Consider the following 14,596-nt stretch of genomic DNA (forward strand, 5'->3'; position numbering starts at 1 on the left):
AAAACGAATGCAAAAATTTCAATCGATAAAAGGATTTTTATTTGACTTAGATGGCGTGATTACAGATACGTCAATCTATCATGAAATGGCCTGGCATCAGTTGGCAGATCAATTAAACATTCCGTGGCAGGCTGCTTTTGCTGAACAACTTAAAGGCATTAGCCGTGAAGCGTCACTAGCAGTTATTCTTGATTCAACTGGTAAGCATGTAGATTATTCAGAAGCCGATAAAGTAGCAATGGCGACTGCTAAAAATGATAATTATTTAAAATTGTTGCAACAATTGACGCCGGATTCAATCGCGCCTGGGATAGAAGCGTTTTTAGTTGAATTGAAGCAAGCGGGTTATGCGATTGGACTAGCTTCAGCATCTAAGAATGCGCCAATAGTTCTCGAACGTTTGGGATTGAGTGATTATTTTGAAGCACGAGTGGACCCAGCAACGTTAAAGAATGGTAAGCCGGCGCCAGAAATATTTGAACGCTGTGCTGCATTATTAGGATTACAACCAACAGAGTGTATTGCGGTTGAAGACGCACAATCAGGCATTGAAGCAATCAATGCTGCAGGCGCTATTTCAGTTGGGATTGGTTCAAAAAAAGTATTAACGAAAGCCCAAATCTGTTTTGAACAAACGCAAGATTTGACACTAGCAAATATTAGGAATGCTTTTCATTAATTTAAAGTGGCAAATTACAAGTTTAATCCGAACAAGCCCGGAATCTTTCAATGGCAGTCTGTTGATGATGTATTTTTAATGGTCGTTGATTAATTAGTTCAAGTGCTGCTAGGATCTCATCAGTCGTTACTTGGCTAAAATTGGTCTTTTTCGGGAAGAACCAGCGTAACCGTCTATTAAAATATTCATTGGAACCTCGCTCCCATGGTGAATATGGATGGCAAAAATAAACTTTGATCTGATAATCCTGTTCTAAGGCCTGATAATTGGCAAACTCTTTACCATGATCAACAGTAATAGATTTTACTTGGGGGCCGAAGGCCCCCATAAACTTGCCAAAGGCGGTGTTTGGAGCCTTAGCCGTTCTATTAGGGGCTTTGATGGCCCATAGAAGTCGGGTCTTACGTTCTACGAATGTAACCAGACATGATCGTGACTCACTTCGGCTAGAAAGCACCGTATCTACTTCCCAATGACCAAAAGCTAACCGTTGATTAACAGTTGTTGGCCGTTGTTCGATGGAAGTCCCGCTTGTAAATTTCCCACGATTTTCGCTCACTCGGTGCTGGCGGACATTCCGATTGGGTAGATCAGTCAATTTGAAGGGGAGCCAGCCACGATTAAGCCAATTATAAATTGACGCAGTGCTCAAGTTATAAGCGGCCGCAATGGTTTCTGGTGACCAGGTTAATCGTAAGTGATTAGTAATTAAAGTCGCTAATGCTGCCGTCAGCATCGAACGACGACCGCAATTCCGCCTTTTGCGATCTGCATTTTGCTGAGCTAATTCTGGATCATAAGGTTTAACTCAATCCAACTCATAGCTAATCGTAGCTTTGGCGACGCCTAAGGCGTCAGCCATTACTTGGTAAGATTTATTCCCCTCATTGACCAGTTGTGCTAGTGCGCCACGTTGAAAACGTGATAAAGTAGATGTACCCAAAGTAATCACTCCCTATATTGGTTGGAATTAGTTACTACCATTGTAAGTGATTGCTTTGGGCTTTTTAATTTCTGTTCGGATTAATTATAGAATTTGCCAAATCTAATAACATTTCCAAGGCAATAAAAAAAGATTCGCTCCATATGGGCGAATCTTTTTTAGTTAGGCTGCTCGTTTTCTTTGGAATTTTGCAACCAGTGGTAAAATCACGCCGAGGCCCATTAAGGCGACTGAGACGACGATGTTTAAGATTAATTCGTGTGTATATTTGGCTGTGCCAGGTGTGGCATCTTGTGGGAAGATACTGAAGATCGTTCCTAATGCTGTAATGGCTAAACACCAGAAGCCAACGATGATGGCCCATGGTTTATTTTTAATGTATGTGTATTCTGATGGGAATTTTTCACTATTGAAACGGACCCGTAAGAAGGCGACAAAGATGAAACAAGTTACAAATGGTGAGACGATACCGTTAATATTTAACAACCAATTGAAGATGTCGTTAATCTTGGGCAGAAAGGCACTAGATGCTAAAACAAAGGTACAAATCCCAGTGGTCAACCAGTAACCGTTGATTGGAAGGCCTTGTTTATTGGTCTTAGTCAGTGCTTTTGGTAAGAATTGTTTGGCAGTGTCGGATAAGAAAATCCGTGTGCCGCCATCGAGTAGCATCGCTAATTGAGCGCCCATGTAAATCGCTTGGGTAACAGCGAAGATGTAGAGTAAGACTTTACCCATGTGGAATTGTTGCCCAAGGGCTAAGAAGGCGTAGTATGAACCGTTCATCTTCAAGTCAGCTGGTAAGTGGTTGGCATCGAAGAAGACGCCGATTGCTAATGAGCCGAAGATGGTTAGGAAGGCGGTCATTAGAGCGAGGGCCATCATGGCTTTTGGAAAATCTTTTTTACCATCTTTCATTTGGCCAACGTATGGTGCAACAAGTTCGGCACCGTTCATGGCGAAAATTAAGAGGCCGATGGTTGAGAAGTAATGTAAATCAAATTTTGGAATGAAGGTGTGTGCGTTTAATGGATGGGTGGCAATGTGACCACCGTTCAATAAACCAACAAAGGTCATTAGGACAAAGAGGATGGTCATGACAAACATCGCGCCCCCACCAACGATACTGAGTACCTGTAGAGACGATGTAAACTTGTGTTGGAAGAAGATGAAGAGGATGGTAATTGCGGCTGTTAAAAGCGCAAAGGAAGCCCGTGAGAGCTTGTCTTCAAGATTTCCGTTCCCAGTAATAATCCAAAAGAAGGAAACGACCATTGAATTAGCAACATCGACCAAGTATGGCAAACTCGCTACCCAGTAACACCAAGCGGTTAAGTAACCCCAAACATCACCGCTTGTATGGCGCATCCAACTGGAAAGACCGCCACCGTCTTTACTGAAAGCAGAGCCTAAGTGACCAACCATTAATTCATAAGGGAGGACATAGGCGAATAGTAAGACAATCCATGAGAAGACAACTGCCATCCCTTGGTTTTGAAAGTTATAAATAATATCGTCAAATCCAATGACGGTCACAAAATCCATTAAAGCAAGGACTTGCCAGGTAATATATTTCTTTTTTGGTTCTATTTCATCCATCGTAAAGAACCCCCTTTTTTTGAAAATTCACAATGTTTTTATTATAGTCAAATCAGAAAGGGAAGACAAAACTTTTTTGACTGTTTCACATTGATTTTTAAAGAACGGGGGAATAATCTTACAGAATTGTTATTTTAGCCCGTTAAAATGTCATCTAAAAAGCGCGCATGCCGTTTTAATATCTTGTAAGATAGAATTATCATAAAATTTGGAGGCATTATTAATGGACACACCAACAGTCGTTAGCGTCAAAGACGTTAAAAAAACATACGGTAAACCAAACGAAAAGCAATACACAGCCTTAAAAGGCGTTACTTTTGATGTGAAACAGGGCGAATTTGTCGGGATCATGGGGGCTTCTGGTTCAGGGAAAACCACCTTATTGAACATTTTATCAACCCTTGACAAACCGACTGCTGGCCAAGTTGAAATTAACGGGCAAGCAATTAATGGGTTGAAAGGGAATGAATTAGCTGATTTTCGTGCCAAGGAAATTGGGTTCATGTTCCAAGACTTCAACTTATTAGAAAACTTAACGGCCTATGAAAATATGGCATTACCATTGACGTTACAAAATGTTGGTGGTAAAAAAGTCCGCGATTTAGTCACATCAATTGCCAAGACGTTATCAATCGATAGTTTATTAAACAAATATCCAACCGAATTATCAGGTGGTCAAAAACAACGGGTCGCCGCTGCGCGGGCTTTAGTCCATAATCCAGCTATTTTATTCGGAGACGAACCAACGGGTGCGCTTGATTCAAAGAGTGCCAAGGAATTATTGGATACAATGGCTCAACTGAACGAAGAACAACGCGTTTCAATCTTATTGGTAACGCATGATCCATTTTCAGCTAGTTATTGTCAACGAATCTTGTTTATTAAAGATGGTCAAATCGGCCAAGAACTCGTTCACGGCGATAAGAGTCGGGAAGCCTTTTATCAAGAAATTTTAGATACATTAGGCACATTTAACCATTAGGAGGAAGTCTAAATATGTTATTGAAGTTATCATTAACCGGCATTAAAGGCCGTTTGAAAGACTATTTAGTGCTTTTTTCCGGTCTAATTATGGCAAGTGCCATTTTTTACATGTTCGAAGCACTGGCAACTAACAAAAGTTTCGTTACGAGTAACTCGCCAATTAGCATGGCGGGCATTATTTTCCAAATCGGGTCTGTTTTATTAGGGATTATCGCATTAGTCTACATTATTTATGCGAATAATTTCTTAATGAGCATGCGGCGTCGAGATTACGGGATGTTTATGATGCTCGGCGCAAAAGGCCGCAAAATTGCCCAACTAATTGCTGCTGAAACATTAGTGATTGGGACAGCTGCTACTCTCATTGGAACGGTGCTCGGGGTCGGATTAACCCAAATTGTTAGCAATCTGTTATTGTCTCAAATGGATATTCAGATTAAGCATTTTTCACCATTTTACTTACCTGCAGTGTTAGTAACTTTGATTTTCTTCATTATCTTGTTCATTATTGCAGCGGTAGTTAATCAATTCCAACTTTTGAAAACACCAGTTTTACAACTCTTACACGATGATCAACAACCAAATCGCGTTTCACAAAATAAATTAAGCCGTATTGTGCAAATTGTCTTGGGCTTACTTTTCTTAGCTGTTGGTTACTATATGATGATTAAAGTCGCAACGTTCCAAATTATGGGCTTAGTTGTGGCATTAGTGACAATTGTGCTCGGGACGTACTTCTTGTTTAATGCCCTTTTCGGCTGGTTGATTACGTTGCTCAAACGTAACAGCAAGATTCGTAATCGTGGTTTAAATAATTTTACGTTAGCGCAATTGAGCTTCCGTATTAAGGATTACACCAAGATGCTCGCATTGGTGGCGATGTTATTTGCATTGGCACTAGGCGCAATCACAGTTGGGATTGGCTATCAAAGTGAAATTCCAGAAATGGCAGAAACAATGGCGCCTTACGACGTTGTTTTAAATCAACCGAACCAAGAAGCATTGCGCCTCACAAAAGATTTAAAGGGTGTGAAGGCGACTGCTAATTACGATGTTAAAGAAGATGCGAAAACTGTCTACTATCGGACAGCACAACTTGAAAAGTCACCAATCATGGCCATTCAGTTTGGTAATGGGAATGGTGTCGCCCGCGCAAAAGGGGTTAAACCGGTGAAACTCAGTGAGATTCAAAACGGCGATTCTTCATCCTTGCGCGCAATTCAAGTGCCAAGTCAATCTAGTAAGGACGTTAAAGTCGTCTCTGACGCTGAATTTAATCAAGTGGCAGGCGCAACCACGCAAGTTAAAACATATCGGGTCAAAGACTTTGCGGTTAATTTACCCGTTATCAAAAAAATTCACGCACAACAAGTGATTGCAAATCCTGAATTGGCTAAAGGTCAAGGGGCTACAATGGATAGTAGCAAGTATGCTAACTATAAGCTAGCGAACAGCATGTTCAGTGGGCTCGAATTTATGGGCTTCTTCCTCGGGATTGCATTCTTAGCGATGTTAGCAAGTTGCTTGATGTTCAAGATTTTATCTGGGGCAGCTAGTGATGTTAAACGCTACACAATGTTGGCTAAAATCGGGACGCGTCGCAATCTATTGCAACAATCCATTGCCAAAGAAATTGGGGTCTTATTCCTCTTACCAGGTATCGTCGGCGTCATTCATGTCCTCTTTGGTCTTCAATTGTTCAAATTGATTATGATTGATCCATATAATGATCTCTGGGTTCCATTTTCAATTTTCATTATTCTCTACGCAATCTACTACTTGCTCACTACATGGCTCTACAAAGGAATTGTGTTGAAGGAAGTTAAATAGTAGATGGTTGAAACAGTTTAAAACATAGGAATCAGTCTAAAAAAGCCCCCTTTAATCTGAACTTCGAGATTAAAGGGGGCTTTTTTAGATGAGGTCGAAGTTGTTTCTCTAGACGCTACTTGTTACACTGATGTCATTAAGAGGCGTATACCACGCTGGATTAGTTTTTAACTTGCTTAGCTACAATTGTGGTGAGCATTTTACCTACAAAAAAAGCCAAAGAAGACTGCCGAAACTGTCATTTGAAGCGCGTATTATTATTGAACGGCATGAATTATTGCCCACAAAAAAAGCTGAACAATCAGAATAATATTGCCCAGCTCTATATTCAATGAATATTCATACATCAATTATCGTTTTGATACTATTGAAGGGTTAATTGATTGTAACTTTCAACAGTAACGCCTTCGTCTGTTAAAATAACTTTAGTAATACTACCGTTCATTGGACTAACGGTAACATCGAATTGGTCGTTACCAAACTTGCCAACAATACTGCGAATGGTTGTGCCATGACTGACCATCAAGACTTTATCACCGTCAGAACATTCAGCACGAAGTTGTTTGAAACCTTTACCGACGCGGGCCCAATATTCAGCGGCATCTTCAGCATCGTGGAAGGGATCAGCTTCTTTCATGAAATCTTTAGAGGCATCGAGTGAGTATTTGGTGATGATTTCTTGGAAGGTTTTGGCATCATGACTGGCACCTGCCATGTACCACGCTTTGGGTGAATCTTCACCTTCAAAATAGCCGTAGAATTCTTCGCGGAAGTGCGGTGTGATAGCATATGGAGTATCAAGGTAGAAATTCTTATGGAGAATAATTTTAGCAGTGTCCATTGCGCGACTGCGGTCACTAGAATAAGCTTGAGCAAAATTAACTTTCGCTAATTCTTTGCCAGCGCGTTCGGCATCTGCAATCCCTTTCGGAGTAAGTGGTGAGTCTGACCAACCTTGCATCCGGTTATAACGGTTAAAGAATGTTTGACCGTGACGCACTAAATAAAGTGTGATTCGTTTCATATCGTAACCCTCCAACAATAGCTTTTAGTACCTTCATTCTAGCATAGATAAAAATGGTGTGCAGGGTCATTCCATATTTTTTGCAAAACGGTTACATACATTTATAGTTTTTAATGGTAATAATAACAATTGATTTATAATCAATTGCAATTACCATTAAGAGATAATAAATTTTAAAAGATACTAATAAATAACTTTATCAATATTTATTAATATTCTAAGCATAAATCTTTTAATTTTATACATTTTGTGTTATTTTTGACTAGTAACACTTAATAATCACATTTAGTGTTTATGTAAAGGAGTGGTTCGATGCAACCAGAAACGGATAGTAACCTTGTTGATCGATTCAACGAATGGTATCTGCAAATTGGCCAAATTTACAATAAGATAAATCATTTAACTGTCACGCACGACTTGACATACGATCAATTTTTGATTCTCAGAGAGGTCAAATTAAACCCCAATATTGAAGTGGCGAAATTATCGGAATCCTTTGATCTTTCAGGCCCAGCAATTTCACGTAAAATTAATGTTTTATTCAGAAAACACTTAATTGTTAAAAATCGCAGTGATGAAATGGACCAACGTAAAGTATTCATTTCATTGAATGAGCAAGGATTACGAATGGTTGATCAATTGGAAGTCGATTTCTACTTATTCTTTAAACATTTTAAAGATGACGGCAATGCAGACCTTTCTCAATTATTCGCACAAACAAACCACTTATTCGATACAATGGATAAATGGGAACCTAATTCAGATATTATTGATTAAATAAAAAAAGCCGCGCACAAATTTAAATTTGTGCGCGGCTTTTTTTATTTAATCGTTAAAGTTGCCATTTTCTACGTCTTTGATGAAAGTCTTCAAGTGATCGAAGTAAACGGGTGCGTTATCAATCATGTGATGGTGACCACCATTTGGCGTTGTCACTAAGCGAGCATGGGGAATCTTTTCAGCCATGATCTTAGCGGTTGCGATTGGCATGGTTTCGTGTTCACCAAATGTGATTAACGTTGGGACAGTAATCTTGTGGAGTTGGTCACGGAAATGCCAATCCTTTAATTTCCCAGTCACAACGAATTCATTATCACCTTGGAAGACGCCATAAACGTCGGTTGCCATTGTTGGGATTAAATGTGAGATTGCAAGTGGTTGTTTGCGATCAACGTAACCAGCGTTTAACTTGTCAACAAGTGCTTGGTATTCATCGTTGTCGTAATCATTCTTAGCTTCACAGTCTTGCATGAATTTCAATTGTTCAGGGGTCATGATGTCTTCACGAATTTTGTTGATGTTTGTGACATATTCGTCAATTTCATCGACCATACTCGAGATGATGGCACCTTTTAAGTGTTGGCCATATTTAGCAGCGTACATTTGGACCAATGCGCCACCCCATGATTGGCCGATTAAGTAGAAGTTGTCGATGCCCAGTTTTTGACGGACTTCTTCAACTTCATCTAAGAAGTAATCATATGTTAATAATTGGTCATTGCCTGGTTGTGAGTAATCAGGTTGATCAGAATAAAATGAACCAAGTTGGTCGTACATGTGTACTTGTACACCAAGATCAGCTAATTCCTTACCGAAGTTTTCCCAGTATTCGTGATTACCACCAGGGCCACCGTGTAAGCAGAGTAAATGAATGTCGCCTGTTCCTTGCGTATTAGTCCATAAATGGTAACCATTATCCAATGTGAGGATTGTTGTTCCTTGTTTCATATCTGCACCATCCTTTAATTATGATAGTTTCATTATAAACCTATTAGAGAGAATGTGCGAGGGTCAACATGATTTAGTTGAGCGTTTCTAATTGGCGTCGAATGGCAGGAACAGCCTGTTTATTCCCCGTTAGAATGAGGTGATCATTGAGATGGATTTGCGTGTCACCATGCGGCATGATCAGTTGCTTATCGCGGTAAATTCGACTAATTGTGACTTGGTCCACAAATGGGAGATTAGAAAGTTGAATCCCGGTGAAGCGCCGATTTTTAACCGTGACTTCGAAGAGCCCGGCATCGGTGTTATCAATGATTTGTAAGGTAGATGGAGTCTCGATTAAACTTCGCAACAGACTGATATTTGCTTCGTAAGTGTTAAAAATTTCAACGCCATGTTCTTTAAGTTCATCGTATTGATCGTCCGAGATATTCTTAAATTCAAAGCGGGCGATGATCCGCGGTACTTTGGCCTGAATCGCTTGTTGGGCAAGTTGATAATTTTGCTCATTATTTAAATAGCCTAAGACCAGGATATCTGTATCGAAGACGGCCGCGTCAGTTAAGGTGGCTGGTGCCAAGTCAGGTAAGAGTTCGAGGTTGGCTTGGCTATGGTAGATTTGATAATTTTGTTCGTTATTGGTAAATAATTCGCTTGTGTACAGACCTTTGGATAACTGTTGGGCGATTGGAATTGTCATGATGTTGGCGCCGATGAAGTTAACACGTTTGCGCGGCATCTCTTCAGGCGTTGGTAAGTAGAATCGATTGAACAGAATCGGACCAAGAATACAGCTAATCACCGCTGCAATTGTGAAAGCGCCGGATTGCTGTGTCGTGATAACCTTCAAGTTGAGACCGACCGTCAAAATGGGTAAGACCAACGTGATGGTCGTCGAACTGAGGAAAGTCCCGGCGAGGGCGTTGGTGACTTTGAAGCGCCGTTTTAAGACGAAGTAAATCAAAACTTTGGCGCCCATGAAACTGATGAAGAAAAAGGGAATCAGGGTCAGTGATTTAGGATCATGTAAGAGCGCGGGGATGTTGAGTTTTGCACCGGTCATAATGAAGAAGATGGGAATGAAAAAGCCGTAGCCGATTGATGTTAATTTATCTTGCGTCTCTTCACGGGGGCGTAAAAGTTTCATGACCATGCCGGCTAAGAAAGCGCCCAAAATACTTTCGGCACCGACTTCTTCGGCAATCGATACAAGTGTGATGATTAAGAAAAAGGCTAAACGAATATCGAGTTGAGTCGTTGACTTATCAATCCGCTCAAAGAAGTGATAAACAGTTTTAAAACGCATCAATAAGAAGATTGCGGCTAAGAAAATTAGTGATAGTAACCACAGACTCTTAGAACCAGGATTATTGAGGGCGGCATAAATTGTTAACGAAATCAGCGGGACGATTTCCCCGAGGACGGCAATTAACAGAATTGTTTGGCCAAGCGGCTGGCTGAGGAGTTCTTTTTCTTTCAACGCGGCGATGACGACCCCTAACGCGATGGTTGAAAAGAGAATTGTTGCGAGTCCAATATCGGTGAACAACCCACTCCATGCCAATAAACTGGCGAGTCCTAGCGAACTTAATAGGATCAGCGTAAAACTACCGACTGCCAGTTGTAAGGGCGTCAGCGGTGTTTTAACGCCAGATTTAGCTGTGGTGGGTTGCTTTTTAAAGAGTTCAAAGTCGATTTCCATCCCGCTTAAGAAAATTAAGACGGTCACACCCAATGATGAAAGTTCCGTCAGTGTGGGGGTGGTTGAGATGAGGTGGAAGCCACTTTGTCCGAGTAAAATCCCGATCAAAATTTCCGCAACGGCGGTTGGTAAATAAGAAATCTTAAATTTTGCCATGAGTAACGGCGTCATTAAAGCCGCCAATAGAACGATTACGAGCGCTAAGCTTGTCATAAAAAAGATCCTTTCAATGCACAATAAAGTTGTGTAGAGCATACACTAACCTACTAAAGCATGTCAAAGCCGAATAGCTTCCGAGCAACAGCACGGGTTCGTAAATAGGCGGTGTAGCCGACTGTTTGCGGGCCACAGCTGTGCACAGGAAGTTGGCTTTGATAGCTAGATGGGTACTAAAGCATGTCAAAGCCGAATAGCTTCCGAGCAACAGCACGGGTTCGTAAAATTGGCTTTTTATATATTGGCGCTAATATTATCGATTTTGTTGATAATTCGTTAGTGATTAAATTATTATTAAAAAGTTGGCATTATCGCTAGTTAATATCTACAACTAATTTACAATTAGTAATAACTTCTGTAAAATAGATGCTACGATATTAAAAAGGGGGCGATCTAAAATGAAGATAAAAGAAAGTCTCGCGGTTGGAATTTTTGCCTTTTTTGGCGGGATTTTACGCTATGCAATTGGGCTCGGATTGCACCAAGCAGCAGGGTTTCCGTATGGCACTTTGTGTGTGAATTTAATCGGGGCGTTTTGTCTTCCTTTTTTAATGCGTTACATCGTGGTTCGTTATCAGATCAGCGATACGCTGGCACTTGCAATGGGCACGGGCTTTTTCGGCGCCTTCACGACTTTTTCTAGTTTTAGCGTGGATGCATTGAAGTTATTGGTGGCCAATCAATGGTGGCCATTTAGCCTGTATATCGGGATTAGTTTGATTGGCGGTGTCTGCTTAAGTTTAGTGGCAGATTACTGGGCAGTTTGGCTGCTCGATCGGCAAGGAAAGTCGCAGGTGCTAAAATGATGACGTTATTAATTGTCGGATTGGGCGCGGCAATCGGCGCTATTTTGCGGTATCAATTAACCCGTCTTGGAACGCAGATTGCCAGCGAATATCCATTAATCACCTTTTTAATTAATTTAACGGGGAGCTTTTGCTTAGGCTGGGTGACCGGGGCACAATTGGATCAAACGTGGACGCTCTTTTTGGGCGTCGGGGTCTTGGGTGGCTACACGACTTTCTCAACGTTCAATAGCGAATTGAGTCAGCTGTGGTTCCGCCGCCGTTACCATATTTTCTTTGGTTATCTGCTATTAACCTACGGGTTAGGGCTGGTGGTTGCAGCGGCCGGCTTTTTTGTGGGAAGATCGTGAAACGTGCTTTAGCAAATAACTTTTTCCGCTTAGCTACATCAGGAAAATAATCGACTACATCGCTTATTTCCCTGATTAGGCTAATCCTCAATGGCTAAGCGCTTGTAGTCGCACTCTTGTGAATTTAGTGTTAAACTTGTAGAACTGTTTATTTAGAAATCGGGGGACATCTGCTTTGACTGACGAACAAAAATCATTAGAACAACGCCGTTTAACCGAGATTGTCGGTTTAATTAAAAACGCCAAAAAGCACTTCGAAGGCGCCGTTGAACGGGCTAAATCAGAAGAAAAAGAAATTAACGCAAACTTCTTTAATGATGTACGGTTGAATTTCAATAATGATTCAGCAATGACTGAAACGGCAGTCTCAATCGAACAACAACGGCAAATGTTGCAAGAACGGAATAATTCTTGGCAACAATCTTCCCGGCAACTTGAGACTTTACAAAAAATGGAAAAAACCCCTTATTTCGCGCGGATTGATTTTAAAGAAAAGGGTGAACCAAAGTCTGAGTCCATTTATATTGGGCTAGGGTCATTCACCGATCGCGAAGATCATTTCTTGATTTATGACTGGCGGGCACCTATTTCATCAATTTACTATGAAGGGAAGACTGGTGAAGTTACGTACCAAACGCCTGACGGCCCGCAAGACGTCAATATTTCTTTGAAACGTCAATTCTTAATTGAAGATGGCCAAATTAAGGCGTTATTTGATACGCAAGAAACAATTGGTGACCAAATGTTACTGGAAGTATTGGGCGAAAAGTCTGATACACAAATGAAGAGTATCGTGACGACCATTCAACGGGAACAAAATCAAATCATCCGGAACACTGACGCGGACTTATTGTTCGTGCAAGGGGCCGCTGGTTCTGGGAAAACATCCGCGATTTTACAACGGATTGCCTTCCTACTTTACCGGTATCGGGGTAACCTGGATTCCAGTCAAGTGATCATGTTCTCGCCGAACCAATTGTTCAACGATTATATCGCTGACGTGTTGCCTGAACTTGGCGAACAAAACATGATTCAAATGACTTACTATCAATATGTTGCACGGCGTTTGCCGAACCTTGCTGTTCAGAGTTTATTTGACCAATTCGAAACACCAATCACGGAAACTGATGCGCGGATTAGCCGTTTGAAAGAAAGCCTAGTCTTCTATAAAGCAGTTAAACGTTACGCAGCGCACCTTGAAAAGGGCGATATGCGTTTCCGTGATTTGAAAGTGAACGGGAAGGTCTTGATTAGTAAGGAAAAAATCAGCGACGTCTACTACCGTTTCAACGAAAACTATCATTTAGGGAACCGGCTAGATGCGACGAAGGAAAGTTTATTGCGCAGTTTGAGCCATAAAGTCGACCATGAAACGAAGGCTGACTGGGTGACAGAACGCGCTGAAAACTTAAGTGATGAGGAACTCCGCGAAATTATGGCGGGTAAGGACTTTAAGACTGGTGAAGCCGAAAGTAAATATATCGCTAAGCAAATCGTTTTGAAGGCTTTCAAACCCGTTCAAAAAGGAATTCAACGCAATCGCTTCTTGAGTATTCAAGCACAATACGTCCACTTCATGCGGGTTGTGCCGCAATTGGTTGATTTGGCTGAATTTGATCTGACACCAGAAATCTGGAATGATCATGTGACTGATTTTGTCGCTAATTTAAAGGCCAAACAAATGACGTTATCAGATGTGACACCTTACTTGCATCTTTATGATTTAATGACCGGTAAGCACGGCGAACGCGACATGCGCTTTGTCTTTATCGATGAAATCCAAGATTACACACCATACGAATTGGCCTTCTTGAAGATGCACTTCCCTAAGGCGCGCTTCACGTTACTCGGTGATTTGAACCAAGCGATTTTCACCAAAGAAAACAGCACGAACCTATTACAACAAGTGCAACAACTCTTTGATGCGCAAAATACGAAGGTCGTTCAATTGACGCGTTCATATCGGTCAACTGAACAAGTCACCGACTTTACCAAAGGGCTCCTAAAGGGCGGTCAAAAAATTGAAGCTTTCAACCGTGAAGGCGACAAGCCAAACTTGATTGTGCGCCAAAGCGAAGATCAATTGGTCGCTGATGTGAATGCGCAACTCGCTAAAAATGAAGCAGATAAGTTAACGACGGCGATTATCACCAAGACATTGGTGCAAGCCCAAGAACTAACAGCTAAGTTGAAAGCCAGTGGTACAAAAGTCACTTTAATTCGTTCCGAAAATCAACGTTTGGCAGCGGGTACGTTAGTCGTTCCAAGTTTCTTAGCCAAAGGGTTGGAATTTGATGCGATTATCGGCTGGCAAGTCAGCGCAACCAACTACAATCATGAAGATCAACGGCAATTGCTCTACACGATCTGTTCAAGAGCGATGCATCGCCTCACTTTATTAGCAACAGGTGGCATGTCACCATTGATTGATAATGTGGATGCGGATGATTACACGTTAATTAAATAGAAAAAACGCGCGCTGAAAGGCGGGCGTTTTTTGATTGGATGAAAAGTGTAATCGCGAGAAAATGGGCAATGAATATTTTAATAAAGCGCTTTTAATTAGGCAAATTCTATAATTAATCCGAACAGAAATGGCAAATTACAAGTTTAATCCGAACAAGCCCGGAATCTTTCAATGGCAGTCTGTTGATGATGTATTTTTAATGGTCGTTGATTAATTAGTTCAAGTGCTGCTAGGATCTCATCAGTCGTTACTTGGCTAAAATTGGTCTTTT

The 14,596-nt window shown here is 41.1% G+C and carries 12 protein-coding genes and 2 pseudogenes; 8 read left to right on the forward strand and 6 right to left on the reverse strand.

The features are described 5' to 3' along the window. Positions 1-7 precede the first annotated feature (7 nt). Positions 8-679: a beta-phosphoglucomutase gene (gene pgmB / locus ACF1X7_RS08045; protein ID WP_064776806.1), complete on the forward strand. Its 672-nt coding sequence runs from the start codon at positions 8-10 to the stop codon at positions 677-679. A 22-nt stretch (positions 680-701) separates the two neighbouring features. Here pgmB and ACF1X7_RS08050 read toward each other — a convergent pair. Continuing rightward, a pseudogene (locus ACF1X7_RS08050) lies at positions 702-1,622 on the reverse strand (IS30-like element ISLsa1 family transposase). 162 nt (positions 1,623-1,784) lie between these two features. Beyond that, on the reverse strand, positions 1,785-3,221 hold the full coding sequence (locus ACF1X7_RS08055) for an APC family permease (RefSeq protein ID WP_039098468.1): 1,437 nt from the start codon (positions 3,219-3,221) through the stop codon (positions 1,785-1,787). A 223-nt stretch (positions 3,222-3,444) separates the two neighbouring features. Here ACF1X7_RS08055 and ACF1X7_RS08060 point away from each other — a divergent pair, with 223 nt between their 5' ends. Next, entirely contained in the window at positions 3,445-4,203 is a 759-nt protein-coding gene (locus tag ACF1X7_RS08060; RefSeq protein WP_004266065.1) for an ABC transporter ATP-binding protein, read from the forward strand. 14 nt (positions 4,204-4,217) lie between these two features. Continuing rightward, positions 4,218-6,035, forward strand: coding sequence for an FtsX-like permease family protein (locus ACF1X7_RS08065; RefSeq protein ID WP_221276253.1), 1,818 nt, complete (start codon positions 4,218-4,220; stop codon positions 6,033-6,035). A gap of 364 nt (positions 6,036-6,399) precedes the next feature. Here the strand turns inward: ACF1X7_RS08065 and ACF1X7_RS08070 are convergent, their stop codons facing one another. After that, entirely contained in the window at positions 6,400-7,059 is a 660-nt protein-coding gene (locus ACF1X7_RS08070) for a histidine phosphatase family protein (RefSeq protein WP_004266073.1), read from the reverse strand. Between the two features lie 312 nt (positions 7,060-7,371). Here ACF1X7_RS08070 and ACF1X7_RS08075 point away from each other — a divergent pair, with 312 nt between their 5' ends. Further along, complete coding sequence (locus ACF1X7_RS08075) at positions 7,372-7,836, forward strand: MarR family winged helix-turn-helix transcriptional regulator (RefSeq protein WP_039098472.1); 465 nt, start codon at positions 7,372-7,374, stop codon at positions 7,834-7,836. A 48-nt stretch (positions 7,837-7,884) separates the two neighbouring features. Here ACF1X7_RS08075 and ACF1X7_RS08080 read toward each other — a convergent pair whose 3' ends face one another. Together ACF1X7_RS08080 and ACF1X7_RS08085 are read right to left on the reverse strand one after the other, a co-directional pair. Then, positions 7,885-8,787 (reverse strand): proline-specific peptidase family protein, encoded by a 903-nt coding sequence (locus tag ACF1X7_RS08080; protein ID WP_004271194.1) that lies wholly within the window; start codon positions 8,785-8,787, stop codon positions 7,885-7,887. 73 nt (positions 8,788-8,860) lie between these two features. Further along, positions 8,861-10,699 (reverse strand): monovalent cation:proton antiporter family protein, encoded by a 1,839-nt coding sequence (locus tag ACF1X7_RS08085; protein ID WP_221276252.1) that lies wholly within the window; start codon positions 10,697-10,699, stop codon positions 8,861-8,863. Positions 10,700-10,882: 183 nt separating this feature from the next. Here ACF1X7_RS08085 and ACF1X7_RS08090 point away from each other — a divergent pair, with 183 nt between their 5' ends. From ACF1X7_RS08090 to helD, 4 genes are all read left to right on the forward strand, one after another. Further along, entirely contained in the window at positions 10,883-11,020 is a 138-nt protein-coding gene (locus ACF1X7_RS08090; RefSeq protein ID WP_004271191.1) for a hypothetical protein, read from the forward strand. Positions 11,021-11,100: 80 nt separating this feature from the next. Then, positions 11,101-11,508 carry a fluoride efflux transporter FluC gene (locus ACF1X7_RS08095; RefSeq protein ID WP_004271189.1) on the forward strand — a complete coding sequence of 136 codons (408 nt, stop codon included), beginning with the start codon at positions 11,101-11,103 and terminating at the stop codon, positions 11,506-11,508. Then, entirely contained in the window at positions 11,508-11,858 is a 351-nt protein-coding gene (locus tag ACF1X7_RS08100) for a fluoride efflux transporter FluC (RefSeq protein WP_050802306.1), read from the forward strand. Before ACF1X7_RS08095 ends, ACF1X7_RS08100 begins: the two co-directional genes overlap by 1 nt. A gap of 175 nt (positions 11,859-12,033) precedes the next feature. Beyond that, positions 12,034-14,325, forward strand: coding sequence for an RNA polymerase recycling motor HelD (gene helD, locus ACF1X7_RS08105; RefSeq protein WP_411162648.1), 2,292 nt, complete (start codon positions 12,034-12,036; stop codon positions 14,323-14,325). A gap of 143 nt (positions 14,326-14,468) precedes the next feature. Here the strand turns inward: helD and ACF1X7_RS08110 are convergent. Beyond that, a pseudogene (locus ACF1X7_RS08110) lies at positions 14,469-14,596 on the reverse strand (IS30 family transposase); the annotation flags it as partial.

Origin of the sequence: Latilactobacillus sp. VITA-14 (assembly GCF_046580785.1) — a bacterium.
GTDB classification, from domain to species: Bacteria; Bacillota; Bacilli; order Lactobacillales; family Lactobacillaceae; genus Latilactobacillus; species Latilactobacillus curvatus.

Bases quoted from the DNA above. Each gene is read 5' to 3' on its own strand.
- pgmB (WP_064776806.1), top strand. From the start codon at position 8: ATGCAAAAATTTCAATCGATAAAAGGATTTTTATTTGACTTAGATGGC.
- ACF1X7_RS08055 (WP_039098468.1), bottom strand. From the start codon at position 3,221: ATGGATGAAATAGAACCAAAAAAGAAATATATTACCTGGCAAGTCCTT.
- ACF1X7_RS08060 (WP_004266065.1), top strand. From the start codon at position 3,445: ATGGACACACCAACAGTCGTTAGCGTCAAAGACGTTAAAAAAACATAC.
- ACF1X7_RS08065 (WP_221276253.1), top strand. From the start codon at position 4,218: ATGTTATTGAAGTTATCATTAACCGGCATTAAAGGCCGTTTGAAAGAC.
- ACF1X7_RS08070 (WP_004266073.1), bottom strand. From the start codon at position 7,059: ATGAAACGAATCACACTTTATTTAGTGCGTCACGGTCAAACATTCTTT.
- ACF1X7_RS08075 (WP_039098472.1), top strand. From the start codon at position 7,372: ATGCAACCAGAAACGGATAGTAACCTTGTTGATCGATTCAACGAATGG.
- ACF1X7_RS08080 (WP_004271194.1), bottom strand. From the start codon at position 8,787: ATGAAACAAGGAACAACAATCCTCACATTGGATAATGGTTACCATTTA.
- ACF1X7_RS08085 (WP_221276252.1), bottom strand. From the start codon at position 10,699: ATGACAAGCTTAGCGCTCGTAATCGTTCTATTGGCGGCTTTAATGACG.
- ACF1X7_RS08090 (WP_004271191.1), top strand. From the start codon at position 10,883: ATGTCAAAGCCGAATAGCTTCCGAGCAACAGCACGGGTTCGTAAAATT.
- ACF1X7_RS08095 (WP_004271189.1), top strand. From the start codon at position 11,101: ATGAAGATAAAAGAAAGTCTCGCGGTTGGAATTTTTGCCTTTTTTGGC.
- ACF1X7_RS08100 (WP_050802306.1), top strand. From the start codon at position 11,508: ATGACGTTATTAATTGTCGGATTGGGCGCGGCAATCGGCGCTATTTTG.